This is a genomic window from Streptomyces sp. NPDC002734, assembly GCF_040295685.1.
In the GTDB taxonomy this organism is placed as follows: domain Bacteria; phylum Actinomycetota; class Actinomycetes; order Streptomycetales; family Streptomycetaceae; genus Streptomyces.
The window spans coordinates 36,332-60,287 of record NZ_JBEOVU010000042.1 but is presented as its reverse complement, the minus strand read 5'-3'; the positions used below and the strand labels follow the sequence as shown (position 1 = coordinate 60,287).

The 23,956-nt window shown below is 73.9% G+C and carries 20 protein-coding genes; 15 read left to right on the top strand and 5 right to left on the bottom strand.

The window, feature by feature from the left end; genetic code table 11:
• Positions 1 to 270: 270 nt before the first annotated feature.
• A complete protein-coding gene (locus ABT026_RS28625; protein ID WP_351118072.1) occupies positions 271 to 1,395 on the top strand; it encodes a M24 family metallopeptidase in 1,125 nt (374 codons plus the stop codon).
• 67 nt (positions 1,396 to 1,462) lie between these two features.
• On the top strand, positions 1,463 to 2,431 hold the full coding sequence (locus ABT026_RS28620) for an aminoglycoside phosphotransferase family protein (protein ID WP_351118071.1): 969 nt from the start codon (positions 1,463 to 1,465) through the stop codon (positions 2,429 to 2,431).
• 179 nt (positions 2,432 to 2,610) lie between these two features.
• Here the strand turns inward: ABT026_RS28620 and treZ are convergent, their stop codons facing one another.
• The gene (gene treZ / locus ABT026_RS28615; RefSeq protein ID WP_351118070.1) at positions 2,611 to 4,356 is read right to left on the bottom strand and encodes a malto-oligosyltrehalose trehalohydrolase; all 1,746 of its coding nucleotides are present in this window, start codon (positions 4,354 to 4,356) and stop codon (positions 2,611 to 2,613) included.
• Between the two features lie 182 nt (positions 4,357 to 4,538).
• Between treZ and ABT026_RS28610 the strand changes: the two genes are divergently transcribed.
• Positions 4,539 to 5,021: an SSI family serine proteinase inhibitor gene (locus ABT026_RS28610; protein ID WP_351118069.1), complete on the top strand. Its 483-nt coding sequence runs from the start codon at positions 4,539 to 4,541 to the stop codon at positions 5,019 to 5,021.
• A gap of 173 nt (positions 5,022 to 5,194) precedes the next feature.
• On the opposite strand, the gene treY is transcribed toward ABT026_RS28610, so the two are convergent.
• Together treY and glgX are read right to left on the bottom strand one after the other, a co-directional pair.
• Positions 5,195 to 7,543 carry a malto-oligosyltrehalose synthase gene (gene treY / locus ABT026_RS28605; RefSeq protein ID WP_351118068.1) on the bottom strand — a complete coding sequence of 783 codons (2,349 nt, stop codon included), beginning with the start codon at positions 7,541 to 7,543 and terminating at the stop codon, positions 5,195 to 5,197.
• Positions 7,544 to 7,777: 234 nt separating this feature from the next.
• Positions 7,778 to 9,913, bottom strand: a complete 2,136-nt coding sequence (gene glgX / locus ABT026_RS28600; protein ID WP_351118066.1) for a glycogen debranching protein GlgX — start codon at positions 9,911 to 9,913, stop codon at positions 7,778 to 7,780.
• Between the two features lie 432 nt (positions 9,914 to 10,345).
• On the opposite strand from glgX, the gene ABT026_RS28595 reads away from it, so the two are divergent.
• The 3 genes from ABT026_RS28595 to ABT026_RS28585 all read left to right on the top strand — a co-directional run bounded on the left by ABT026_RS28595 (position 10,346) and on the right by ABT026_RS28585 (position 12,981).
• A complete protein-coding gene (locus tag ABT026_RS28595; RefSeq protein WP_351118065.1) occupies positions 10,346 to 11,581 on the top strand; it encodes a DUF5919 domain-containing protein in 1,236 nt (411 codons plus the stop codon).
• 135 nt (positions 11,582 to 11,716) lie between these two features.
• Positions 11,717 to 12,427: a 3'-5' exonuclease gene (locus tag ABT026_RS28590; RefSeq protein ID WP_351118064.1), complete on the top strand. Its 711-nt coding sequence runs from the start codon at positions 11,717 to 11,719 to the stop codon at positions 12,425 to 12,427.
• The gene (locus ABT026_RS28585) at positions 12,424 to 12,981 is read left to right on the top strand and encodes a hypothetical protein (protein WP_351118063.1); all 558 of its coding nucleotides are present in this window, start codon (positions 12,424 to 12,426) and stop codon (positions 12,979 to 12,981) included. Before ABT026_RS28590 ends, ABT026_RS28585 begins: the two co-directional genes overlap by 4 nt.
• A 67-nt stretch (positions 12,982 to 13,048) precedes the next feature.
• Here the strand turns inward: ABT026_RS28585 and ABT026_RS28580 are convergent, their stop codons facing one another.
• Together ABT026_RS28580 and ABT026_RS28575 are read right to left on the bottom strand one after the other, a co-directional pair.
• A complete protein-coding gene (locus tag ABT026_RS28580) occupies positions 13,049 to 13,942 on the bottom strand; it encodes an aminoglycoside phosphotransferase family protein (protein ID WP_351118062.1) in 894 nt (297 codons plus the stop codon).
• 240 nt (positions 13,943 to 14,182) lie between these two features.
• A complete protein-coding gene (locus ABT026_RS28575; protein ID WP_351118061.1) occupies positions 14,183 to 15,217 on the bottom strand; it encodes a M4 family metallopeptidase in 1,035 nt (344 codons plus the stop codon).
• A 190-nt stretch (positions 15,218 to 15,407) separates the two neighbouring features.
• Here ABT026_RS28575 and ABT026_RS28570 point away from each other — a divergent pair, with 190 nt between their 5' ends.
• From ABT026_RS28570 to ABT026_RS28530, 9 genes are all read left to right on the top strand, one after another.
• Positions 15,408 to 16,718, top strand: a complete 1,311-nt coding sequence (locus tag ABT026_RS28570) for a hypothetical protein (protein WP_351118060.1) — start codon at positions 15,408 to 15,410, stop codon at positions 16,716 to 16,718.
• Positions 16,719 to 16,804: 86 nt separating this feature from the next.
• The gene (locus ABT026_RS28565; RefSeq protein ID WP_351118059.1) at positions 16,805 to 17,389 is read left to right on the top strand and encodes a GNAT family N-acetyltransferase; all 585 of its coding nucleotides are present in this window, start codon (positions 16,805 to 16,807) and stop codon (positions 17,387 to 17,389) included.
• Between the two features lie 614 nt (positions 17,390 to 18,003).
• The gene (locus ABT026_RS28560) at positions 18,004 to 18,183 is read left to right on the top strand and encodes a putative leader peptide (RefSeq protein WP_351118058.1); all 180 of its coding nucleotides are present in this window, start codon (positions 18,004 to 18,006) and stop codon (positions 18,181 to 18,183) included.
• A gap of 144 nt (positions 18,184 to 18,327) precedes the next feature.
• On the top strand, positions 18,328 to 20,019 hold the full coding sequence (locus ABT026_RS28555; protein WP_351118057.1) for a nitrite/sulfite reductase: 1,692 nt from the start codon (positions 18,328 to 18,330) through the stop codon (positions 20,017 to 20,019).
• A gap of 169 nt (positions 20,020 to 20,188) precedes the next feature.
• Positions 20,189 to 20,899, top strand: a complete 711-nt coding sequence (locus ABT026_RS28550; protein ID WP_351118056.1) for a phosphoadenylyl-sulfate reductase — start codon at positions 20,189 to 20,191, stop codon at positions 20,897 to 20,899.
• Entirely contained in the window at positions 20,896 to 21,483 is a 588-nt protein-coding gene (gene cysC, locus ABT026_RS28545; protein WP_351118055.1) for an adenylyl-sulfate kinase, read from the top strand. Before ABT026_RS28550 ends, cysC begins: the two co-directional genes overlap by 4 nt.
• Positions 21,480 to 22,415, top strand: a complete 936-nt coding sequence (gene cysD / locus ABT026_RS28540) for a sulfate adenylyltransferase subunit CysD (protein WP_351118054.1) — start codon at positions 21,480 to 21,482, stop codon at positions 22,413 to 22,415. Before cysC ends, cysD begins: the two co-directional genes overlap by 4 nt.
• A 2-nt stretch (positions 22,416 to 22,417) precedes the next feature.
• Entirely contained in the window at positions 22,418 to 23,767 is a 1,350-nt protein-coding gene (locus ABT026_RS28535) for a sulfate adenylyltransferase subunit 1 (RefSeq protein ID WP_351118053.1), read from the top strand.
• 2 nt (positions 23,768 to 23,769) lie between these two features.
• Complete coding sequence (locus ABT026_RS28530; RefSeq protein ID WP_351118074.1) at positions 23,770 to 23,943, top strand: hypothetical protein; 174 nt, start codon at positions 23,770 to 23,772, stop codon at positions 23,941 to 23,943.
• Positions 23,944 to 23,956: the final 13 nt, after the last annotated feature.

Here is a 23,956-nt window from a genome sequence, read left to right as displayed (position 1 = left end):
CCGTGGACCCCACGGGTGCCGCGCACCCCCGTCGGCGGCCACGCGGCCAACGGCTGGCCGGCGGTGTGCCCCGTGTGTCCCCGTGTGCTCCCTGTGTCCCCGGGCACGGCCTTGCCGCGGGGGCCACGACCGGGCCCACCAGCGGCGCAAGCCGGGCGGGAACACGTCAATGAGGCAACGCCGCAGGTGCGGATGCGGGACACTTGAGGCCTGGGGCGCACCCGCTGCTCATGCCCCACCGTGCCCTTCACCTTCCAGGGAGGCCCCCGGATGACCGGCCCGTTCGAACCCTTCAGCGCCGACGACCACCGGGTGCGGATGGAACGCGCCGTCCGGGCGGCCGAGGCCGCAGGACTGGCCGGTCTGCTGATCGCGCCGGGCCCCGACATGGTCTGGCTGACCGGCTACACCCCGCCCGCCGCCACCGAGCGGCTCACCCTGCTGGCCCTGGCGCCCGGCCGGGAGCCGGTCCTGGTGGTGCCCACCCTGGAGGCGCCCGACGCCGCGAAGGCGGCCGGCGCCGACGCCCTCACCCTGCGGGACTGGACGGACGGCAAGGATCCCTACGCCGTCGCCTCCCTCGGCCTCGACGAGCGCGGCCGCTACGCCGTCAGCGACAACACCTGGGCGCTCCACCTCCTCGGCATGCGGCGCGCCCTGCCCGACAGCTCCCACGTCGCCCTCAGCGAGGCGCTGCCGATGCTGCGGGCGGTCAAGGACGCCGTCGAGCTCGAGCGCATGGCCGCCGCCGGGGCCGCCGCGGACGCGGCCTTCGCGGGGATCCGCCAGGTCCGCTTCGCCGGCCGCCGCGAGGAGGAGATCGCCGCCGACCTCGCCGGCCTGCTGCGCGGCTTCGGCCACGAGCAGGTGGACTTCACGGTCGTCGGCTCGGGCCCGAACGGCGCGAACCCGCACCACGAGGCCGGGGAGCGGGTCGTCGAGGAGGGCGACATGGTGGTCCTCGACTTCGGCGGCCTGATGCACGGCTACGGCTCCGACATCTCGCGCACCGTCCACGTCGGCGAGCCGACGGACGAGGAGCGCCGCGTCCACGACATCGTCCGCGAGGCCCAGGAGGCCGGCTTCCGCGCGGTGCGGCCCGGCGCCGCCTGCCAGGACGTCGACCGGGCCGCCCGGGCCGTGATCACCGAGGCGGGGTACGGGGAGTACTTCATCCACCGGACCGGCCACGGCATCGGCGTCACCACCCACGAGCCGCCCTACATGATCGAGGGGGAGCGGCAGCCGCTGGTGCCCGGCATGTGCTTCTCCGTGGAGCCCGGGATCTACCTGCCGGGCCGCTTCGGCGTCCGGATCGAGGACATCGTGACGGTCACCGAGGGAGGGGGACGGCGGCTCAACGACGCCCCTCGTGAGATCGTGACGGTCGGCTGATGCGCGTCGCGGACCGGCCCACCCCCACCCGAACCCCCTCCGGCACGAACAAAACGGCACCACCATCATGAATCAGGCACCGAATCCGCCTTCCGAGGACGAGCTGCGCGAGCTGGTCCGCACCCTTCTTCCGTCCGAGTCCGGCGACGGATCCTCCGGCGAAAGCGCGATCCGTCCCGTGGTGGACGAGAAGACGCCGGAGCCCGAGCGCGCCCACAGCACCTGGTGGGTCGGCGACCGGCACGTGCTGCGGCTCGCCCACGACCGCGAGCAGTCGGCGCGGCGGCTTCGGGAGCTGCGGCTGCGGGACCTGGTCAGGCCGCACGTGGGGGTCCCGGTCCCGGTCAGCCGGGGGCACGGCGAGTGGCGGCCGGGCCTGGTATACACCCTGGACACCGCCCTCCAGGGCGGCGCGGGAGCCCGGCACAAGGTGACCGCCCTGGGCGAGGCGGACCTCGCCGGGCTGCTCACCGGGCTGCACGCGGTGCCGCTGCGGCAGGCGGAGGCGGTGGGCGTGCCCAAGGCCGCGCCCCGTTCGCTCGAGACGCTGCGGCGGGAGGCCCGGCAGGCCGCCAAGGAACTGGTCGCCGCCGACGAGATCGACGCGGGGTGGCTGCGGCCGCTCAGCGAGGCGGGCGCGACGCAGCTGGAGGTGCGGCCCGGCACGGCGGCCCTGGTGCACCGGGCGCTGAGCGCGGAACACCTGGTGATCAGCGCGGACGGACGGGTGCGGGGGGTGCTCGACTGGACCGACGCGGTGCTCGGGGACCCGGCGGAGGACATCGCCGGCCTCGCCCGCGCCATCGGGTCCCCGGCGGCGGTCCGGGCGGCGACGCTCGCCGGGTACGGCCCTCGGCCGTGCCTGCGGGGGCTGTGGCTGGCCCGGTGCGACGCGGTGCTGCGGCTGGCGGCGCTGGTGCAGCGGTTCGGGCCGGGGGAGTCGGAGCGGCACACGCTGCTGCGGACGGAGCTCGCGCAGGCCTGGGAGCCCATCCTCCTCGAACGCCTCTCCGACCTTCGCGACGAGGCCTACTGACCGACGGCCTCGGCCCGCCCACGCACCACGGGGCCCGACTTCCGGCCCTGCCTCGGCCAGGGCCGGCCTCCGCCCGGCCGCGCCGCCTGAACCCCTGCGGGCGGGCGGGCCGCCCCAGCGGCACGATTGCCCGCAGGGGGCGGCCGAGGGTGCCCGGGCCCTCGAGGGCCCAGGGACGGTCAGGTCTGGCGGAGGACGGCGCAGGACTGTGGGGGGAGGTGGAGGTGGCCGTCGGGGGCGGGGGTCTCGAGGGGGGTCCAGGAGGCGAGGACCTCGACGGGGCGGCTGCCGAGAGGGATCTCCGCGGGGGCCTCGCCGAGGTTGAGCACCACCCGCAGGTCCCCACGCCGGAAGGCGAACCACCGCGCCTCCGCGTCGTACGCGACCCGCACGTCCGCGAGGTCGGGATCCGTGAGGTCCCCCTGCTCGTGCCGCAGCGCGATCAGCATCCGGTACCAGGCCAGCAGCCGCGCGTGCGGCTCCTTCGCCGGCTCCGTCCAGTCCAGGCACGACCCGTCCCGCGTCGCCGGGTCCTGCGGGTCGGGAACGTCCTCCTCGGCCCACCCGTGCGCCGCGAACTCCCGCCGCCGCCCCCGCCGGACCGCTTCCGCGAGCTCCGGGTCGGTGTGGTCGGTGAAGAACTGCCAGGGCGTGGAGGCGCCCCACTCCTCGCCCATGAAGAGCATCGGGGTGTACGGCGAGGTGAGCGTGAGGGTCGCCGCGCAGGCCAGCAGGCCCGGCGACAGCGTCGCCGAGAGCCGGTCGCCCTGCGCGCGGTTGCCGATCTGGTCGTGGGTCTGGGAGTAGCCCAGCAGCTTGTGCGCCGCGAACCGGCTGCGGTCCAGCGGCCGCCCGTGCCGCCGCCCGCGGAAGCCGGAGTACGTGCCGTCGTGGAAGAACCCGGCGGTCAGCGTCTTGGCCAGCGCGGCGAAGGGGTCACGGGCGAAGTCCTCGTAGTAGCCCTGCGACTCGCCGGTCAGCGTGGTGTGCACCGCGTGGTGGAAGTCGTCGTTCCACTGGGCGTGCAGCCCCAGCCCGCCCGTCTCGCGGGGCGCGACCAGGCGCGGGTCGTTCAGGTCGGACTCGGCGATCAGGAACAGCGGACGGCCCAGTCCCACCGCCAGCCGGTCCACGGCCGTGGAGAGCTCCTCCAGGAAGTGGTAGGCCCGGTTGTCGCACAGCGCGTGCACCGCGTCCAGCCGCAGCCCGTCCAGCCGGTAGTCCCGCAGCCAGGACAGGGCGCTGTCCACCAGGAAGTCGCGGACCTCGTCCGAACCGGCGGCGTCCAGGTTCACCGCGGCGCCCCACGGCGTGTGGTGGGTCTCGGTGAAGTACGGGCCGAACGCGGGCAGGTGGTTGCCCGACGGACCGAGGTGGTTGTGGACGACGTCGAGCACGACGCCGAGCCCCAGCTCGTGCGCCCGGTCCACGAAACGCTTGAGGGCCTCGGGCCCTCCGTACGGCTCGTGCACCGCCCACAGGGAGACGCCCTCGTAGCCCCAGCCGTGCCGGCCGGGGAACGGGCAGAGCGGCATCAGCTCCACATGGGTGACGCCCAGGTCCGCCAGGTGCTCCAGCCGCGCGGCGGCCGCGTCCAGGGTGCCCTCGGGCGTGAAGGTGCCGACGTGCAGCTCGTAGAGGACCGCGCCCGGCAGCGGCCGCCCCGGCCAGTCCGCCCGCCACCGGTAACGCCCGTGGTCGACGACGGCGCTCAGCCCGTCCGGGCCGTCCGGCTGCCGCCGCGAGCGCGGGTCCGGCAGCACCGGCCCGTCGTCCGGCGCGAACCCGTACCGCGACCCGTCCGCCGCGTCGGCCTGCGCCGTCCACCACCCCCGGCGCAGCGCGTCGGGTTCCATCGCGTGCTCGCTCCCGTCGCAATGGAGCGTCACCCGGCCTGCCTGCGGCGCCCACACCTCGAACTCCACGAACGGCTCCCCTTCGTTCCAGCGATTGGCCCGGATTCCCTGGTTGCAGCGGGTCCATCCTGCGTCACCGAGGGATCATCGCGCTCCGGATCAGACCTTTCCCTCCCGTGCGACGCCTCACGCCCTACTCCCTTCAGGTGACTTGGGTGTGGCAGACCCCCGCGCATGCCGATGCATGGGCTATGAGACTGATCCCCTGCGCCCCGGCCTTCCGGGGCCTTCCGGTGCGCGGCGCCCTGCTGACGGCGGCCGCGCTGCTGCTGACGACGCCCACGGCCCCCGCCCAGGCGGCCCCCGAGCCCTACCAGGGCAACTGGGTCTACCTGTCGGTGACCGGCGCGGACGCCCGTTCCGGGGCGCCGGCCGCCGCCCGAGGGACGCTGCTGCTGTGCGACCCGCCGCAGGCCGTGGGCCATCGTGAGGCGGTCCGCGCCTGCGCCGAACTGGCCGACGCGCGCGGTGACCTCCAGGCGATCCCTGCGCGGTCCGACGCGGTCTGCCCCATGCGGTACGCGCCGGTGACCGCCCGGGCCCGCGGCGAATGGGGCGGCAAGCTGGTGCAGTACACGGAGACCTTTCCCAACGAGTGCGTGATGACCGCCCGAACGGGTGATGTGTTCACGCTCGCGGAGACTGCGCCGGCCGAGGTCCCCGGCCCGGCGTGAGGGCGTGACGGCGTGACGGCGTGAGGGCGTGACGGCGTGACGGTGTGCGGGAGTGATCCGCCGCCGGGGCCGGCGCGGACGGGCGGGCAGGCGGGCGGGGCGCGGTCTTCGGGCCGCGCCCCGCCCCCCGCGTGGCCCCACCGGAAGGGGCTCGCGGGGCCGGACGCCCGGGGTCAGTCGTCGTCGGCGCGCTCCAGCAGGGCGACCGGCAGCGGGCCGAGAAGGTCGGAGAGAGGGACCCGCCCCTCGAACACCCGTCCCGGGGCGCACAGGTCGTTCCAGCGGCCGGGCGGCAGCGGAAGCTCGGTGCCGCCCCAGCCGCCGGACTCCGCCAGGCGCAGCGACAGCCGGGTGACCACGGTCAGCACCCGGCCGGAGCGGCTGAAGGCCAGACAGTTCCCGGCCGCGGCCCCCTCCGCGGCCAGCGGGCGGTAGGAGGCGTCCGCCCCGAACAGCTCGGGCCGGCGGCGGCGCAGGGCGAGTGCGGCGGTGGTGAGCACGCCCTTCACGCCCGGGTCCGGGTGCGGGAGGACGGCCGGGTCGCGGTTGTCGGGGTCGACCAGGGCCCGGTACTCGCCCTCGCCGCCCTGGTAGACGTCCGGGACGCCGGGCATCGTCAGGTGGAGCAGCGTCGCGGCCAGCACGTTGGCCCGGATGTGCGGCTCCAGCGACCGGCGCAGCTCCGTGACCCGTCCGCCGGGCGACCCGCACAGCGCGGTGGTGACGAAGGTGGTGACCGTCTCCTCGTAACGGGCGTCCTGCTCGGTCCAGGTGGTGTGCAGGCCGTTCTCGCGGGCGTGCTTCAGCAGGGCCCCCGACAGCCGCTCCTCGGAGGGCTCGCCGAGCCCGAACAGCGTCTGCCAGCCCGCCCAGGCCAGCTGCCGGTCGGGTCCGCCGCCGCTCGCGGTGCTCGCGGCGGTCGCCTCCTCGACGACCTCGGCCCAGCGGTCCGGGCACTGGCTCAGCACCGCGATCGCCGCCCGGACGTCGGCGCTGCGCTTGGTGTCGTGGGTGGAGAGCACCGTGCCGGTCAGCGGCCGCTCCCGCTGGAGACGGGCGCACCAGTCGTGGAACTCGTCGGGGGTGACGGCGGGACGGTCGGGGGAGCCGCCCACCTCGTTGGCCGACAGCAGCGGGACGTGCCGGTAGAAGGCGCTGTCCTCCACGGACTTGGCGCGCAGCGCCGACGAGGTCTGGGCGAAGCGGGTGCACAGCTCGACCTGTTCCGGCCACTCCCCGTACCGGCCGACGAGCAGCCCGCGGACGACGTCGACCGCCTCGGCCTCCTCGGGCACCGTGAACGCCGCGCGGGCCTCGGCGGCGGCCTCCTCGGTGAGCACCGTGACGGCGTCGCGCGGCGTGTACGGGCGGTAGACCTCCATGCGCACCAGCAGTTCCCGCAGCGCGGTGCGCAGCGCCCACGGGGCGCGGTCGCGCAGCTCCGGATCGGTGCAGGAGGCGCAGGCGGCGGCCGCCGCGCGGGTCAGCCGGGTGGTCTCGGCGGCGAGTTCGTGGTCGATCACCCGCTCGGCGCTGCGGTGCCGGGTGGCCTCCCAGTCGCCGCCGAGGGCGTCGGGCACCGCGGTGTGCCGCCGGTGGTGGTCCAGCAGGGCGCGGGCGCCGTCCGGGTCGGTGAGGACCGCGTCCAGGCGGCGCAAGGTGTCGTAGCCGGTGGTGCCGGCCACCGGCCAGGCCTCGGGGAGGCGTTCGTCCTCGGCGAGGATCTTCTCCACGACCGTCCAGCGGCCGCCGGTCGCCTTCTCCAGGCGCCGCAGGTAGGCCCCGGGGTCGGCCAGGCCGTCCGGGTGGTCGATGCGCAGGCCGTCGACGACGCCCTCGTCGAGCAGCTCCAGGATCTTGCCGTGGGTGGCGTCGAAGACCTCGGGGTCCTCCACCCGTACGCCGATCAGCTCGGAGACGGTGAAGAAGCGCCGGTAGTTCAGTTCGGTGCGGGCCAGCCGCCACCAGCCGAGGCGGAAGAACTGGGCGTCGAGGAGTTCGGGCAGCGGCAGGTCCTCGGTGCCGGGGCGGAGCGGGAAGGCCTGGTCGTGATGGCGCAGCACGTCCCCGTCCACGCGCAGGTGGGGGAGTTCCGCGCCGAGCGGCGCGCCGAGGACCGGCAGCAGCACGCGGCCTCCGCCGGCCTCCCAGTCGATGTCGAACCAGGCGGCGTACGGGGAGCCGGGACCCTTGCGCAGCACCTCCCACAGCGGGCGGTTGTACAGCGGGGCCATCGCCATGTGGTTCGGCACGATGTCGACGACCAGCCCGAGGCCCAGCGAGCGGGCCGTGCGGGACAGGGAGCGCAGGGCGTCCTCCCCGCCCAGTTCCTCGCGGATCCTGGTCGGGTCGGTGACGTCGTAGCCGTGCGTGGAGCCCGGCACGGCCTCCAGGACGGGGGACAGGTGCAGGTGCGAGACGCCTAGGGCGGCGAGGTGCGGGGCGGCGGCCTCGGCCGCGGCGAACGGGAAGCCCGGCTGGAGCTGCAGCCGGTACGTGGCGGTGGGCGCGCGGGAGTCCATGCAAGGGGTGTACCCCGACTCGGGGCGGGCGTTGCCGCGTTCCGCCGGACGAGTGACGCGAGGGGTCGACGGGACGGGCGGGGGCGCCGCCGGCACCGGCCCGCCCCGCCCCGGCGGCCAAACCGCTCCGGCCTGGCACCGGACCGCCCCGCCCGGGGCGACGGGGCCGAGGCGGGGCGGGGCGGTGTGCCGTGCGGGTGGCGGCCGGGCAGCTAGGGGCCCCGGCCGCCGGGGTCAGGCCGGGCGCTGCAGCACCGTCAGGGAACGGTCCGTCAGCGTCAGCCGTTCGCCCGCGCGCAGCTTCGGCCCGCCGCCCTCCGGCACGCCCTCGGCGAGGGCCGTGTCGACGACCACCTGCCAGTGCTGGCCGTGGTCGTCCGGCAGGGTGAACTCCATCGGCTCGGGCGAGGCGTTGAACAGCAGCAGGAACGAGTCGTCCGCGACCCGCTCGCCGCGCGTACCCGGTTCGGAGATGGCGTTGCCGTTGAGGAACACGGTCAGCGCCCCGGCCGTCGTCGTGTCCCAGTCCTCCGGCGTCATCTCCGCGCCCTCGGGGGTGAACCAGGCGATGTCGGAGAGCTCGTCGTGGGTGCCCGCGACGGGGCGCCCGTGGAAGAAGCGGCGGCGGCGGAAGACCGGGTGGTCGCGCCGCAGCCACACCATCGCCCGGGTGAACTCCCGGATCCGCAGCGTCTCCTCGTCGAGTTCCCCGTCGTCCTCCCCGGACGGCCAGGCCACCCAGGCCAGCTCGTTGTCCTGGCAGTAGGCGTTGTTGTTGCCCTGCTGGGTGCGGGCGAACTCGTCACCGTGGCTGATCATCGGCACGCCCTGGGAGAGCATCAGGGTGGCGATGAAGTTGCGGATCTGCCGGCCGCGCAGCTCCCGCACGCCCGGGTCGTCGGTGTCGCCCTCCGCGCCGCAGTTCCACGACCGGTTGTGACTCTCGCCGTCCCGGTTCTCCTCGCCGTTGGCCTCGTTGTGCTTGTCGTTGTAGGAGACCAGGTCGCGCAGGGTGAAACCGTCGTGGCAGGTGACGAAGTTGACCGAGGCGAGCGGACGGCGGCCGTCGTCCTGGTACAGGTCCGAGGAGCCGGTCAGCCGGGAGGCGAACTCGGCCAGGGTGCGCGGCTCACCGCGCCACAGGTCGCGCACGGTGTCGCGGTACTTGCCGTTCCACTCCGTCCACAGTGGCGGGAAGTTGCCGACCTGGTAGCCGCCCTCGCCGACGTCCCAGGGCTCGGCGATCAGCTTCACCTGGGAGACCACCGGGTCCTGCTGCACCAGGTCGAAGAAGGACGACAGCCGGTCCACCTCGTGGAACTGGCGGGCCAGCGTGGCCGCCAGGTCGAAGCGGAAACCGTCCACGTGCATCTCGGTGACCCAGTACCGCAGCGAGTCCATGATCATCTGGAGGACGTGCGGAGAGCGCATCAGCAGGCTGTTGCCGGTGCCCGTGGTGTCCATGTAGTACCGCGGGTCGTCGGTCAGCCGGTAGTACGAGCAGTTGTCCAGGCCGCGGAAGGACAGGGTGGGGCCCAGGTGGTTGCCCTCGGCGGTGTGGTTGTAGACCACGTCGAGGATGACCTCAATGCCCGCCTCGTGCAGCGCCCGCACCGCCGACTTGAACTCCAGCACCTGCTGCCCGCGGTCACCCCAGGAGGCGTAGGCGTTGTGCGGCGCGAAGAAGCCGATGGTGTTGTAGCCCCAGTAGTTGCTCAGACCCAGGTCGGCCAGGCGGTGGTCGTTCACGAACTGGTGGACCGGCATCATCTCCAGCGCCGTCACGCCCAGATCGGTCAGGTGCTCCAGGATCGCCGGATGGGCCAGCGCCGCGTAGGTGCCGCGCAGCTCCTCGGGCAGCCCCGGATGCCGCATGGTCAGGCCCTTCACATGGGCCTCGTAGATCACCGTCTCGTGGTACGGGGTGCGCGGGGGCCGGTCGTCGCCCCAGTCGAAGTAGGGGTTCACCACCACCGAGGTCATGGTGTGCGGCGCCGAGTCCATGTCGTTGCGGCTGTCCGGCTCGCCGAAGCGGTAGCCGTAGACCTCCTCGCCCCAGCGGACGGACCCCGACACCGCCTTGGCGTACGGGTCCAGCAGCAGCTTGGCCGAGTTGGTCCGCAGCCCGCGCTCGGGGGCGTACGGACCGTGCACCCGGAAGCCGTACCGCTGACCGGGCATCACCCCCGGCAGATAGGCGTGCCGGACGAAGGCGTCGCTCTCCTTGAGCTCGACCGCCGTCTCCGAGCCGTCGTCGTGCAGCAGACACAGCTCGACACGTTCCGCGGTCTCCGTGAAGACCGCGAAGTTGGTGCCGGCGCCGTCGTAGGTGGCGCCCAGTGGGTACGCCTCTCCCGGCCAGACCTGCATGGACTCGACTCTCCCAGGTAGGTACGGATCGGCGGTGCCTGTGCGCCTCGCCCAGTTCCTGCCGATTCTTCCCGAAAGACGGCGAAGCACGCACCGATGCTCCCGATCGGATACCCCGGGTCAACGGAGTTGGTCGCAACCTCACCCGGAAAGGGGACGCGGAATCATGAAGGTCCGGAGGGGGATGCGGAAGAAGCGGAATCGGCCATTCTGGGCCGGTGACGCTGCTGAGGCCGACGAGCACCCCTCCGACCACCGCCGATGCGGTATGAAAAGACTCACTCCGTCTCCGTCGCACTGCTGGAACGGGCGTGCCGGATGCGGTAGTTGGGGAACGAGCCTGTGCATCCGGCTGCACCGCCCGCCAACCCGGAGTAATCTTTCTTGATCATTGAAGAGGACGGCTCCAGGGGAGCGGAAGGCGGTGCACGGGTGGGCTCGGGAGGCCTGGAGTTGCCCCCTGGCGACGGCGGTCGTGAGGGAAACCCGGCAGACGCCCCGCCCGGCGCGGTGTCGCTCGCCCGGCCGATGGAGGCCGCCATCGGGCCGGAGCTCGAATGGGGCGCCGAGGCCTGGAGCGAGGTGCGCACCCGGGCCCAGCGGGCCGGCCGGGCCTACATCTGGCTGAATCTCGTCGAACAGCGGATGCGCGCGGTGGTGGCCGCGGTGCTGCGCCCCGTCTACGAGCCGGTCCACGGCGAGGACTGGGTGGTCGCCGCCGCAGGGCCCGCCGGACAGGAATGGGTGCAGCGGGCCGTCGCCGTCCGCGAGGTCAGCCGCCGCAAGGGCTACCTGCTCGACCCCGCCGACGACAACGTGCTCAGCTTCCTCACGCTTCCCCAGCTACGCGAGTTGACGGTCCAGCACTGGCCCTGCTTCGAGCCCTATTTCGACGACCGCCGCGACCTCGAGCTGGCCCTGGACGAGCTCGAGGTGGCCCGCAACGTGGTCACCCGCAACCGGGCCCTGTCCGCCGCGGTCCTCTCCCAGGCCGAGCGGGCCTCCGCCCGGCTGCTGGACATGCTCGGCGCCGGCGGGGACGTGCCCTCCGCCCGTCGCCTTCCGGTCGACGCCGTCGAGGACCTGGTCGGCGACCGGTACGCCGACGTGGTCGCCGTCCACCCCGACCGGGTGCGGATGCTGCGCCACTTCCCCGCCGAGGACATCTTCGGCGGCGCGCGCCGGCTGGACGCCATCGGCATCGGCCTCAACCTGCTGGTGCAGAACTTCTCCGGGCGGCGGCTGGTCCGCCTCGCCGAGTCCGGCACCCGGGTGCGGCTGCTGTTCCTCAACCCCGCCTCCAGCGCCGTCCGCCGACGCGAGCGCGAACTCGGCATCAAGCGGGGCGAGCTGGCCCGCGCGGTCGAGATGAACATCCTCCACATGCGCCGGGTGCGCTCCCGGCTGCGGGACCCGGGCGCCTTCGAGATCCAGGTCTACGACGAGACGCCCCGCTTCACGGCCTACCTGGTCGACGGGGACGGCGCCGACGGCGTCGGGGTCGTCCAGTCGTACCTGCGGCGCACCCGGGGCATGGAGGCCCCGGTGATGCTGCTGCGCAACGGCGGCCGGGTCGTCAGGTCGGGGGAGGCGGAGGAGAGCGCCCTGTTCCCCACCTACCGCGAGGAGTTCGAGGTGGCCTGGGCGGATTCGCGCCCGGTGTCCTGATCTCCCGATATCCGCCGGGCCGATTTCGGCCGTAAGGGGGCGGGAGGGGACGGAACGCGGCCCCGGCGTTGTCAGTGGTGCGTGCGAAGGTGAGGAACACCTGGGGGAACGCATCACCACGAAAGGGGGGCCGCCATGGGCTGGCACCACGCACCGCTGATCGGCTTCGACCTGGAGACCACCGGCACCGATCCGCACGAGGCCCGCATCGTCACCGCCGCCGTGCTCGAGGTCAGGGAGGGCGAGGTCGCCGGGCGCCGGGAATGGCTGGCCGATCCCGGCATGGAGATCCCCGCGGAGGCGGTCGCCGTCCACGGCATCACCAACGAGCGGGTCGCGGCCTCGGGCCTGCCCGCCGACCGGGTGGCCGACGAGGTGGCGGGCGTGCTCACGGGCTACTGGCAGTCCGGCATACCCGTGGTGGTCTACAACGCCGCGTTCGATCTCACGCTCCTGTCCGCCGAGCTGCGCCGCCACGGCCTGCCCTCGCTGCGCGAGCGGCTGGGCGGTCAGGACCCGGCGCCGGTGATCGACCCGTACACCGTCGACCGGGAGGTCGACCGCTACCGCCGCGGCAAGCGGACCCTGGAGGCGGTCTGCGCCGAGTACGGCGTCCCGCTGGACGGCGCCCACGACGCCTCCGCCGACGCGCTGGCGGCGGCCCGTCTGGCCCGGGCGATAGCCGAGCGCCACGCCAAGGTGGCCGGCCTGGGCGTGGCCGAACTGCACCGGCAGCAGATCGGGTGGCGCGCCTCCTGGGCGGCCGGGCTGCAGGACTTCCTGCGCTCCAAGGGGGAGACGGACGCGGTGGTCGACGGGGCGTGGCCCCTGCGGGAAGCCGCGTGAGCGCCGCCGCGACGAGCGCCGCCGAGGTACGGGACCCCGGTGCGCGGGACGGCGGCAGGTTCCTGGTCTGCCACGACTACGGCATGGGGCAGCTGTGGTGGTGGGTGCGGGCGCCCTCCGCCCGGGCGGTCGTGGAGGCCGTCGCCGAGGTCGAGGTGGTCGACGACCCGGACACCGCGCGGTGTGCGCGGGGCTGGAACCTCGCGGAGGTGGGGCTGACGGACCCGGACCCCAACCCGCTGACGAGCCTTCGCCGGCAGCGCGACGAGCAGCGCGCCCGGCCCGGCTTCGGGGTGCTCGCCGGGCGCGAGCGGGTATGGCTGCGGGAGGTCCGGGACGAGAAGGGGGAACCGGTCGTCCTCCTGCTCGAGCTCGGTCCCGACGGCCGGCGGCTGCGGCAGGTCGAGATCGCCGCGGACGGCACCGGTGTGCGGACCGGGCCCAAGGACCGGCTGTTCGATCCGCCGGTGGACCTGTGGGACCCGGACCTGGCCCCCCGCCGGGCGAGTCGGCAGGAGTTCGAGGCGGCCTGGGAACGGGCCCGCCAGGCGTGAACGGGCCCGCCGGGGCCGCGTCCCCGGCCTGCTGAGGCCCGCGTCCCCGGCCGGCCGCGGCCGTGCCTCAGAAGGGGTACCAGCGGACCGTCGGGTCGCCGTCGCGCAGCGAGGCCACCCGGCGCTCGAACTCGGCCAGGGCCTTCGGGTTGGTGGGCGCGTGCTGGGCGACCCAGGCGCAGCTCGCGGTCTCCCGGGCCCCGCGCAGGACCGCGCAGCCCTCCCACTCCCGCACGTCCCAGCCGTACGCGGCGGTGAAGGCGTCGTACGCCTCGCCGGGCAGTCCGTAGCGGTCGTGGGAGAGGGCCATGACCACCAGGTCGTGCTCGCGCAGGTCGTGGGAGAAGGTCTCCAGGTCCATCAGGACCGGGCCGTCCGGGCCGATCAGGACGTTGCGGGGGAGCGCGTCGCCGTGGATCGTCCCCGGCTCCAGGTGCGGGGTGAGCGCGGCCGCCTCGGCGGCGAAGCCGTCCCGGCGGGCGCGGAGGTAGGCGGCGTCCTCGGGGTCGATCGCGTCGCCGGCCAGCGTCAGCCAGCGCTCGACACCGCCGAGCAGCTCACGGCGGGGGAGCGGGAGAGGCGGGGCGGGCAGGGCGTGCACCACCCGCAGCAGCTCCGCCAGGTCGCGGGCCCCGGCCGGGCGGACCGGATCGGGCAGCCGGTGCCAGAGGGTCAGCGGATGGCCGTCGACCAGTTCGGGCTCCCCGGCGGCGCGCGCCGCCGGCACCCCCTGCTCCTCCAGCCAGCGCGCGACGGCCACCTCGTGACGGGCGCGGTCCAGCAGGTCGGAGGTCCGGGCGATCTTGGCGACGAGGCCGCCGACGGCGAACACGGCGTTGTCGCCGAACGACAGCAGCGGCGCCGTCCCGGCGTCGATGCCACGGAGCCGCTGGTACGCGTGCGCGTGGGCAGGCGTGGCGGCGGCGGTGGCCAGGACGGCGCGGGCCGTTGCCTCGTCCATGGGGGCCCTTCTGACGTGCGGATGACGTATCGATGACGTGCGGACCCTGCGGGTCCGGTCCGGGCCCAGTCTCCCACCGCGCCACCTGGGGACGTCCGGGGGCGTCCCCCTCCCGCCGCGCCTTCTGAGCAGCCGCGCCACTCGGCCACCGCTCCCGTACGCTCGTCGGGAAAAACACAAGGCCGGCGTCCTGGTGAAGCGACGCCGGCCCCGGCACCACCGCCGCGCGGCGGGCGGGCGTCAGACGCCCGGGATCGCCCGCGCCCGGAAGGCCGCGCGGACCGCGTCGGCCGCCTTCGCCCCGTACATCTCCTCCGCCGTGGCGACGGTCGCCCGCGCCGCGTCGCTGAAGCTGGTGTCCGGGGCGAAGTCGAACTGGGCGTTCACGATGATCCGGTCGGCCGTGCGGGCGCCGAGGGCCCCGCGGATGTCGAACAGGGCGCGGGACCAGATCTGGCCGTCCGCGTGGACCTCGCCCACCCGGTCCGCGTAGGTCTTGGACCCGTCGACCCGCCGCAGGCAGTGCGGGGTCCCCGAGTACGGCACCGAGTCCCAGTCCGCGACGCAGGCCAGGTCGGCGTCGCGCGTCCACCCGTACCGACGGACCGCGTGGTCGCCCACGGTCACCGCGAGGTAGTCGCCGAAGGCCTCGCCGATCGCCCCGGCCTCCACCGAGGTGCCGTATCCCGGCACCTGCGCGTGGTGCACCGCGTGCCCGTACTCGTGCACGATCACCTCCGCGTCCTCGGCGTCGTCCACCCCGCCCTTGCCGAGGCGTATCTCCGCCTTCTTGTCGGTGAAGTAGGAGTTGTCCGCGCCCCACTGGTTCAGCCGGACCGGCTGGGCCCGGTCGTTGACGCCCGGCAGCTCGCTGCCGAAGCCGAGGCCCTGCAGGTACTCCTGCGCCTCGTTGATCCAGAAGTACGCCATCACCTGCTCGAACTCGTCGTCGTGCCGGTCGTAGGCGCCCGCCCGCGCGACCTCGGCCGGGGACCCGGTCTCGGAGCGGACGGTCACCCACCGGCCGGAGAGCCGGCCGCTGCCGTCGAGGTTGCGCAGCGCCGCCAGGGCGTAGGCGGACTCCGGCACGGCGGACGCGGCGTCCTTGGCGTCCACCAGGGTCTGGTCGCCGGTGGCCTGCACCGGGTTGACCATGAAGACACGCCCGGCCGGGGCGCCCTCCGCCGCGACGACCGGTCCGGCGGCGGCCAGACCGGCCAGCGCCGCCACGGCGACGGCCGCGGCGGTGGTGCGGCGAGGAGTGTGACGGATCATGTGTGGATCCTCCGGTGTCCGTGGGTAAGGAACGGGGGGTGGGTGGCGGCGATCCTTCCCCATCCACCAGGGTGTTGACCAGGCTCGGCCACAACTGCCGTACCATCCACGGACAACTCCTCATGACCGGCGGTGGACACAACTCCGTTGCCGCGGAACAGTGTTACGGCGAGGACACAGGAGGAACCCGATGGCACGGGGCAGGCACCGCAGACGCAGAAGGGGTGTGGCGCTGCGTGCCCTGCTGGGTGGGACGGCGCTGGCCCTCACCGGAGCGGCGACCGTCATCAGCGTGTCGCAGGCGACCGACGACACCCCCGGCGGCCTGCAGCGACTCCCCGCCGCCACCGGGCCCACGCTCCGCGAGGAGGCCGTTCCGTGGCCGCGGCTCGACGCCCTCGCCGACCGGCTGGGCGGCGCCGTCCCGCTGCGCACGGTGCTGCGCGAGGCCGAGCACACCATGCCGGGCGGCGACGACTGCGCGGACGAGGGATCCCTGCCCGCGGAACCGGCGGCGGCGCGCTCCTACTGCTGGGACAAGGCCGACGCGCGGGACGAGGACTGGGCCCCGGTGTCGGTGGCCGCGCCCGCCGACTCCGACCGGCGCTGGGGCGAGGACCCGGTGATCGTGTCCGCCTGGACGCGGACCGAGGACGCCGACGGGCCCGGATCCGCGCGGGTGGCCTTCGTCGACGCGGGCGACCCCGACCGGCTCACGTACACCTGGGGACTGCTGGCCCTGCCCACCCCGCAGGCCGAGGACGGGCTGGGCGAGGGGTACCGGCCGCTCGGCGCCGAACTGCGCGGCATCGTCTGGTACCAGGACAAGTTGCTGGCCACCGTGGGCGGGCCCGGCGGCGGCGAGACCCTGCACGTCTTCTCCCTGGACCGGGTGCACCGGGCGGAGGGCACGCGGGCGGACGACGGAAGCCGTTTCGTCCTGCCGGCCGTGGCCTCGTACCGCCTGCGCGGCGCCGGGTGTTCCGAGGGGGACGACAATTCCGCCTGTCTCGGCGCGCTCTCGGTGGACCGCTCCACCTCCCCCGACACCCTGGTCGCCGCCGAGCGGCGGGACGAGGGGCGGTCGCGGCTGTGGCGCTACACCTTCAGCGGCTACCAGGGCCGGGAGGGACTGCTCTCCGTGGACGGCAGCGGCTTCGCGCGGCCGGTGGAGAGCTACCGGACGGAGGCGACCGGCATCCGGGGCGTGGTGGCGCACCGGCCCGAGGGCGCCGCCGAGGACCGGTGGTACCTGGCCGCCGACCCCCGCGAGGCCCAGGGAGGCCGCGGGGCGCTGTGGGCCCAGTCGGCGGGGGAGCGGACCGCCCGCGCCGCGCGGTGCGGGGACTACGACCTCCCCTTCTGCTGGGCCGCGGGAGCGCGCGGGCTGGCGTACCGCTCGGGCACCGGTGAGCTCTGGGGGGTCGCGGACGCGGCGGGGGACGGGGAGCGGACCCTGTTCGCCGTGCCGCTGCGCGCGGTCGACGCCTCGCTGGAGTGACGCGGCCGGAGCCTGCCCGACGGGTGAGGTGTGCGATGACCGGCGGTTTCTCGACAGAGTTCCCGCCCGGATGATTGTCTGACCGCATGAGCAGCACGACCACCGCCACCACAGTCACCACCTGGTCCCTCGAGCAGACCTCCGCCGCCGACCTGCGTCCGGCCGCCGTGCCGGAGGGCGACGTCCGCGTGGTCCGGGCCGAGGTGCCCTCGCCGGAGTTCAGCCGGTTCCTGTACGCCTCGGTGGGCGGCGACATCACCTGGATCGACCGGCTCGGCTGGTCCCACGCCCGGTGGCGGGAGCACCTGGAGCGGCCCGGCGTGGAGACCTGGGTGGCGTACGACCGGGGCACGCCCGCCGGATACGTGGAGCTGGAGGCGCAGGACGAGGGCGTGGTGGAGATCGTGTACTTCGGCCTGCTGCCGGACTTCCGGGGCCGGCGGATCGGCGGGTACCTGCTCTCCGAGGGCGTCGCCCGCGCCTGGGACCTGGCCGGCCGCTGGCCGGGGCGCACGTCGACCACGCGGGTCTGGCTGCACACCTGCAGCCTGGACGGCGAGCACGCCATGGACAACTACCTGCGCCGCGGGTTCCGCCTCTTCCGCACCGAGACCGCCGAGGAGAACGTCCCCGCCGCCCCCGGCCCCTGGCCCGGCGCGTTCCCGGCCTGACCCCGCGTCCGCGACCCCGCCACCGGGACCCGGGCCACCCGGAACGCCCGGCCCGCGCGCCCGCCACAGCGTGATCGGCGGCATCCCGCACGCCCCGGGCCGCCCAGCCCCGCCTTCGGCACCGGGCCCTCTGTACCCCGCCTTCGGCGCCGCGCCCTCTGCGCCCGGGCCTTCGGCACCCGCGCCCTCTGCGCCCGGGCCTTCGGCCCACGCGCCCGCGGCGCCGCCGCCGACCCTGCGCGCCGCCGCGAGATCGCCGACTTCCTGTTGTGCCGTCGCCGCGAGGACGAGGAGCTGCGCGGGATCGCGGAGGCCGGCGACCGGTGGCGCGGCGGGGCCTTCGGCACCCGGGCCCTCGGCCCACGCGCCCGCGGCGTCCCACGCGCCCGCCGCCCCCGCGGCCCGAGCCGGACGGTTCCGCCTCGCCCCGGGCGCCCGCCCCCAACGGTCCGAGCCGGACGGTTCCGCCTCCTCCGTCCCGCCCGCCCCGCCGGCCCCGTCCGGCGCACGCGCCTCACGCCCCCCCCCGCGGCCCTTCACCTGCCTCAGGACCTCTCTCTCCAGCGGCGTCCCCGGACGCCACTGACCAGGGCGTACACCGCTGACGTGCGCCGATGTCCATGACACGGACATATCGCATAGCGAGACGCAAGTGTCCGGATCATGGACGACAGTGGACGCTCGCCAGGACCCCGTGCCACGCTTCCGCCATGTTCGGAACTGGAATCGCCCTGGTGAGTCGACGACACGTCGACCTCGGTCGCATGTCCAGCGCCATCTGTCCGGCCTGCTGACGAGACCTCAGCCCCCCGACAGCCTCGCGACACCCCCTCCCTCCTCGTTCCGCGCCCGACGACGCCGCGGGACGTCTCCTTGCCCCTGCGCTCATCCGCCCAGGTCAGAGCCGTATGCCCGTCTGTCCCGAAGGACTGTGAACCATGGCAGCCACGCCCCAGAATCCCGCCGCCTCCCGCCGCAAGGTGAGCCGACACCGCGGCGAGGGTCAGTGGGCCGCCGGACACTTCACCCCGCTCAACGGGAACGAGCAGTTCAAGAAGGACGACGACGGTCTCAATGTGCGGACACGCATTGAGACGATCTACTCCAAGCGCGGATTCGACTCCATCGATCCCAACGACCTCCGGGGCCGCATGCGTTGGTGGGGTCTGTACACCCAGCGCCGCCCCGGGATCGACGGCGGCAAGACCGCGATCCTGGAGCCGGAGGAGCTGGACGACAGCTACTTCATGCTCCGTGTCCGCATCGACGGAGGCCGTCTCACCACCGAGCAGCTGCGCGTCATCGGGGAGATCTCCCAGGAGTTCGCCCGCGGCACCGCGGACATCACCGACCGGCAGAACATCCAGCTGCACTGGATCCGCATCGAGGACGTCCCGGAGATCTGGAACCGCCTGGAGGCGGTGGGCCTGTCCACCACCGAGGCCTGCGGCGACACCCCGCGCGCCTTCCTCGGCTCCCCGGTGGCCGGCATCGCCGAGGATGAGATCATCGACGGCACCCCCGCCCTGGAGGAGGCCCACCGCCGCGTCGTCGGCAACCCCGCCTACTCCAACCTGCCGCGCAAGTTCAAGACCGCGATCTCCGGCTCCCCGCTCCTGGACGTGGCGCACGAGATCAACGACATCGCCTTCGTCGGCGTGCGCCACCCGGAGCTCGGCCCCGGCTTCGACCTGTGGGTCGGCGGCGGCCTCTCCACCAACCCCAAGCTCGGTGTCCGGCTGGGCGCCTGGGTGCCGCTGGACGAGGTGCCGGACGTCCTCGAGGGCGTCATCTCGATCTTCCGCGACTACGGCTACCGCCGGCTGCGCAACCGCGCCCGCCTGAAGTTCCTGGTCGCCGACTGGGGCCCGGAGAAGTTCCGTCAGGTGCTCCAGGACGAGTACCTGAAGCGCGAGCTGGCCGACGGTCCGGCCCCCGCGGAGCCGGTGGAGCGCTGGCGTGACCACGTCGGCGTGCACCGGCAGAAGGACGGCCGCTACTACGTCGGCTTCGCCCCGCGCGTCGGCCGTGTGGACGGCGCCACCCTCACCAAGATCGCCGACCTGGCCGCGGCACACGGCTCCGGGCGGCTGCGCACCACGGTCGAGCAGAAGATGATCGTGCTGGACGTGGCCGAGGAGCAGGTCGCCTCACTGACCGAGGGGCTGCGCGCGCTCGACCTCGTCGTCGAGGCCTCCTCGTTCCGCCGCGGCACCATGGCCTGCACCGGCATCGAGTTCTGCAAGCTCGCCATCGTCGAGACCAAGGCGCGCGGCGCCGCGCTGATCGACGAACTCGAGCGCCGCCTCCCGGAGTTCGACGAGCCGCTGACCATCAACCTCAACGGCTGCCCCAACGCCTGCGCCCGCATCCAGGTCGCCGACATCGGGCTCAAGGGCCAGCTGGTGCTCGACGAGACCGGACAGCAGGTCGAGGGCTACCAGGTCCACCTCGGCGGCGCCCTCGGGCTCCAGGCCGGGTTCGGCCGCAAGGTCCGCGGCCTGAAGGTCACCTCCGCCGAACTCCCCGACTACATCGAGCGGGTGCTGCGCCGTTACCTGGAGCAGCGCGAGCCCGGCGAGCGGTTCGCCGCCTGGACGACCCGCGCCGCCGAGGGGGACCTGTCGTGAGCGAGCGGGCGGCCCCCTTCCACTGCCCCTACTGCGGGGACGAGGACCTCAGGCCGGGAGAGACAGGGCACGGCAGTTGGGAATGCGGGGCGTGCAACCGCGCATTCCAACTGAAGTTCCTCGGGCTGCTCGCCCGCGGCTTCCAGAAGGACACGCAGCAGGAGGGGACATGACCACGGCACAGGAGCAGCGCACCGCCGAGGAGCTCAAGGCGCTCGCCGAGCGGGCGGGCCGCGAGCTCGAGGACGCCTCCGCCCTGGACATCGTGCGCTGGGCCGTCGAGACCTTCGGCGACCGCTTCTGCGTGACCTCCTCCATGGAGGACGCGGTGGTGGCCCACCTCGCCTCCCGGGTGAAGCCCGGCGTCGACGTCGTCTTCCTCGACACCGGCTACCACTTCGAGGAGACCATCGGCACCCGGGACGCCGTCGAGGCCGTGATGAACGTCAACGTCCTCACCCTCACCCCGCGGCAGACCGTCGCCGAGCAGGACGCCGAGTACGGGCCGAAGCTGCACGACCGCGACCCGGACCTGTGCTGCAAGCTGCGCAAGGTTCAGCCGCTCGAGCGGGGCCTCCAGGGCTACCAGGCCTGGGCGACCGGCCTGCGCCGCGACGAGTCCCCGACCCGGGCGAACACGCCCGTCGTCGGCTGGGACGACAGGCGCGGCAAGGTCAAGATCTCGCCCATCGCGCGCTGGACCCAGGACGACGTCGACGCCTACGTCGCCGAGCACGGTGTGCTCACCAACCCGCTGCTGATGGACGGTTACGCCTCCGTCGGCTGCGCGCCCTGCACCCGCCGGGTGCTGGAGGGCGAGGACGCCCGGGCCGGCCGCTGGGCCGGGCGCGGCAAGACCGAGTGCGGGCTGCACGGATGACCGGCGGCACCCGGGCACCGGGGCAAGCGACCACCAAGGAGAACGAGCACGTGAGCGGAGCCACCGTCTGGCTGACGGGTCTGCCGAGCGCCGGCAAGACCACGATCGCCCTGGAGCTGGCCGGGCGCCTGCGCGCGGAGGGACACCGCGTGGAGGTCCTCGACGGCGACGAGATCCGCGAGTTCCTCTCGGCGGGCCTCGGCTTCAGCCGCGAGGACCGTCACACCAATGTCCAGCGCATCGGCTTCCTCGCCGAACTGCTCTCCCGCAACGGCGTGACCACGCTGGTGCCGGTGATCGCGCCCTACGCCGACAGCCGGGACGCCGTCCGCAAGCGCCACGAGGCCGGCGGCACCCCCTACCTGGAGGTGCACGTCGCCACCCCGCTCGACGTCTGCTCGGTGCGCGACGTGAAGGGCCTGTACGCCAAGCAGGCGGCCGGCGAGATATCCGGGCTCACCGGCGTCGACGACCCGTACGAGGCGCCCGAGACCCCGGACCTGCGCATCGAGTCGCAGGACCAGACCGTCGCCGAGTCCGCCGCCGCCGTCCACGCAGCTCTCACCGAAAGGGGCCTGGCATGACCACCGTCGCCGCACTCCGCGACACCGCCGCGGGCCAGGGCCCGCTCGGCCACCTCGACGTGCTCGAGTCCGAGGCCGTGCACATCTTCCGCGAGGTCGCGGGCGAGTTCGAACGGCCGGTGATCCTCTTCTCCGGCGGCAAGGACTCCATCGTGATGCTGCACCTGGCGCTCAAGGCGTTCGCGCCCGCGCCGGTGCCCTTCGCGCTGCTTCATGTGGACACCGGACACAACTTCCCCGAGGTCCTCGAGTACCGCGACCGTGTGGTCGCCGAACATGGACTGCGCCTCCATGTGGCCTCGGTCCAGGACTACATCGACCGCGGTGTGCTCCGCGAACGCCCCGACGGCACCCGCAACCCGCTCCAGACGGTCCCGCTGACCGAGACCATCCAGAGCGAGAAGTTCGACGCGGTCTTCGGCGGAGGCCGCCGCGACGAGGAGAAGGCCCGCGCCAAGGAGCGCGTCTTCTCCCTGCGCGACGAGTTCTCCCAGTGGGACCCGCGCCGTCAGCGCCCCGAGCTGTGGAACCTGTACAACGGCCGGCACGCCCCCGGCGAGCACGTCCGGGTCTTCCCGCTCTCCAACTGGACCGAGCTGGACGTCTGGCAGTACATCAAGCGCGAGGGCATCGAGCTGCCGGCCATCTACTTCGCCCACGAGCGCGAGGTCTTCCAGCGCAACGGCATGTGGCTGACGGCCGGCGACTGGGGCGGCGCCAAGGACGGCGAGCCCCTCGAGTTCCGCCAGGTCCGCTACCGGACCGTCGGCGACATGTCGTGCACCGGCGCCGTCGACTCCGACGCCGCCACGCTGGACCAGGTGATCGCCGAGATCGCGGCCTCCCGTCTCACCGAGCGCGGCGCGACCCGCGCCGACGACAAGCTCTCCGAGGCAGCGATGGAAGACCGCAAGCGCGAGGGGTACTTCTAACCATGACGACCACCACCGAGCAGGCCGCACAGGCCGCCGAACCCACCACGCTGCTGCGGTTCGCCACCGCCGGATCCGTCGACGACGGCAAGTCCACCCTGGTGGGCCGGCTGCTGCACGACTCCAAGTCGGTGCTCGCCGACCAGCTCGAGGCCGTCGAGCGGGCCTCCGCGAGCCGCGGCCAGGACGCGCCCGACCTGGCGCTGCTCACCGACGGTCTGCGCGCCGAGCGGGAGCAGGGCATCACGATCGACGTGGCGTACCGTTACTTCGCCACGCCGCGGCGGCGGTTCATCCTCGCCGACACCCCCGGCCACGTGCAGTACACCCGCAACATGGTCACCGGCGCCTCCACCGCCGACCTCACGGTGATCCTGGTGGACGCCCGCAACGGGGTCGTGGAGCAGACCCGGCGGCACGCCGCCATCGCCGCCCTGCTGCGCGTCCCGCACGTCGTGCTGGCCGTCAACAAGATGGACCTGGTCGACTACGCGGAGCCGGTGTTCGCGGCCATCGCCGAGGAGTTCACCGCCTACGCCACCGAGCTGGGCGTGCCCGAGGTGACCACCGTCCCCATCTCGGCGCTGGTCGGCGACAACGTCGTCGAACCCTCCGCCCACATGGACTGGTACGGCGGCCCCACCGTGCTGGAGCACCTGGAGACCGTGCGAGTCGACGGCATCGTGGACACGCTCCCGGCCCGGCTGCCCGTGCAGTACGTGATCCGCCCGCAGACCGCCGAGCACCCCGACTACCGCGGCTACGCGGGCCAGATCGCGGCCGGCTCGTTCCGCGTCGGCCAGGAGGTCACCGTGCTGTCCTCCGGCCGCACCACCCGGATCTCCGGCATCGACCTGCTCGGCGTGCCGGTGGAGAGCGCCCGCGCGCCCCAGTCGGTGACCCTGCTGCTCGAGGACGACCTGGACATCTCCCGCGGCGACCTGATCGCCCCGAGCCAGGACGCCCCCGCCGCCGGCCAGGACGTCGAGGCCACCGTCTGCCACGTCGCCGACCGGCCGCTCACCGAGGGCCACCGGGTGCTGCTCAAGCACGGCACCCGCACCGTGAAGGCCGTCGTCAAGGAGATCCCCTCCCGGCTCACCCTGGACGACCTCTCCCTGCACCCCAGGCCCGGGCAGCTCGCCGCCAACGACATCGGCCGCGTCGTCCTGCGCACCGCCGAGCCGCTGCCGCTGGACGCCTACGAGACCTCCCGCACCACCGGGGCGTTCATCCTGATCGACCCGGCCGACGGCTCCACGCTCACCGCCGGTATGGCCGGTGACTCCTTCGCCTCCGCCAAGCAGGTCACCGAGGCGGCCCGGGCGGACGAGGACGGGTGGGACTTCTGACCATGAACACCCCCGGTTTCTTCGACACGTTCGCCAAGGAGGGCGGCCGCGTCGGCAGCGGCACCCTCGGCAGCGGGCAGGGCGGAGTCGCCCGATGTGCGGGCCGCACCCGGCACGTCCGGCACCACCGACTCCGCACCGAACGAAGACCCGACCGCCTCCCGGCCACCGCCTGACACGACGACAGGC

Excerpts from the sequence above, each read along its gene's own strand:
- ABT026_RS28625 (WP_351118072.1), top strand. The coding sequence starts at position 271 with ATGACCGGCCCGTTCGAACCCTTCAGCGCCGACGACCACCGGGTGCGG.
- ABT026_RS28620 (WP_351118071.1), top strand. The coding sequence starts at position 1,463 with ATGAATCAGGCACCGAATCCGCCTTCCGAGGACGAGCTGCGCGAGCTG.
- ABT026_RS28610 (WP_351118069.1), top strand. The coding sequence starts at position 4,539 with ATGAGACTGATCCCCTGCGCCCCGGCCTTCCGGGGCCTTCCGGTGCGC.
- treY (WP_351118068.1), bottom strand. The coding sequence starts at position 7,543 with ATGGACTCCCGCGCGCCCACCGCCACGTACCGGCTGCAGCTCCAGCCG.
- glgX (WP_351118066.1), bottom strand. The coding sequence starts at position 9,913 with ATGCAGGTCTGGCCGGGAGAGGCGTACCCACTGGGCGCCACCTACGAC.
- ABT026_RS28590 (WP_351118064.1), top strand. The coding sequence starts at position 11,717 with ATGGGCTGGCACCACGCACCGCTGATCGGCTTCGACCTGGAGACCACC.
- ABT026_RS28580 (WP_351118062.1), bottom strand. The coding sequence starts at position 13,942 with ATGGACGAGGCAACGGCCCGCGCCGTCCTGGCCACCGCCGCCGCCACG.
- ABT026_RS28575 (WP_351118061.1), bottom strand. The coding sequence starts at position 15,217 with ATGATCCGTCACACTCCTCGCCGCACCACCGCCGCGGCCGTCGCCGTG.
- ABT026_RS28570 (WP_351118060.1), top strand. The coding sequence starts at position 15,408 with ATGGCACGGGGCAGGCACCGCAGACGCAGAAGGGGTGTGGCGCTGCGT.
- ABT026_RS28565 (WP_351118059.1), top strand. The coding sequence starts at position 16,805 with ATGAGCAGCACGACCACCGCCACCACAGTCACCACCTGGTCCCTCGAG.
- ABT026_RS28560 (WP_351118058.1), top strand. The coding sequence starts at position 18,004 with ATGTCCATGACACGGACATATCGCATAGCGAGACGCAAGTGTCCGGAT.
- ABT026_RS28555 (WP_351118057.1), top strand. The coding sequence starts at position 18,328 with ATGGCAGCCACGCCCCAGAATCCCGCCGCCTCCCGCCGCAAGGTGAGC.
- ABT026_RS28550 (WP_351118056.1), top strand. The coding sequence starts at position 20,189 with ATGACCACGGCACAGGAGCAGCGCACCGCCGAGGAGCTCAAGGCGCTC.
- cysC (WP_351118055.1), top strand. The coding sequence starts at position 20,896 with ATGACCGGCGGCACCCGGGCACCGGGGCAAGCGACCACCAAGGAGAAC.
- cysD (WP_351118054.1), top strand. The coding sequence starts at position 21,480 with ATGACCACCGTCGCCGCACTCCGCGACACCGCCGCGGGCCAGGGCCCG.
- ABT026_RS28535 (WP_351118053.1), top strand. The coding sequence starts at position 22,418 with ATGACGACCACCACCGAGCAGGCCGCACAGGCCGCCGAACCCACCACG.
- ABT026_RS28530 (WP_351118074.1), top strand. The coding sequence starts at position 23,770 with ATGAACACCCCCGGTTTCTTCGACACGTTCGCCAAGGAGGGCGGCCGC.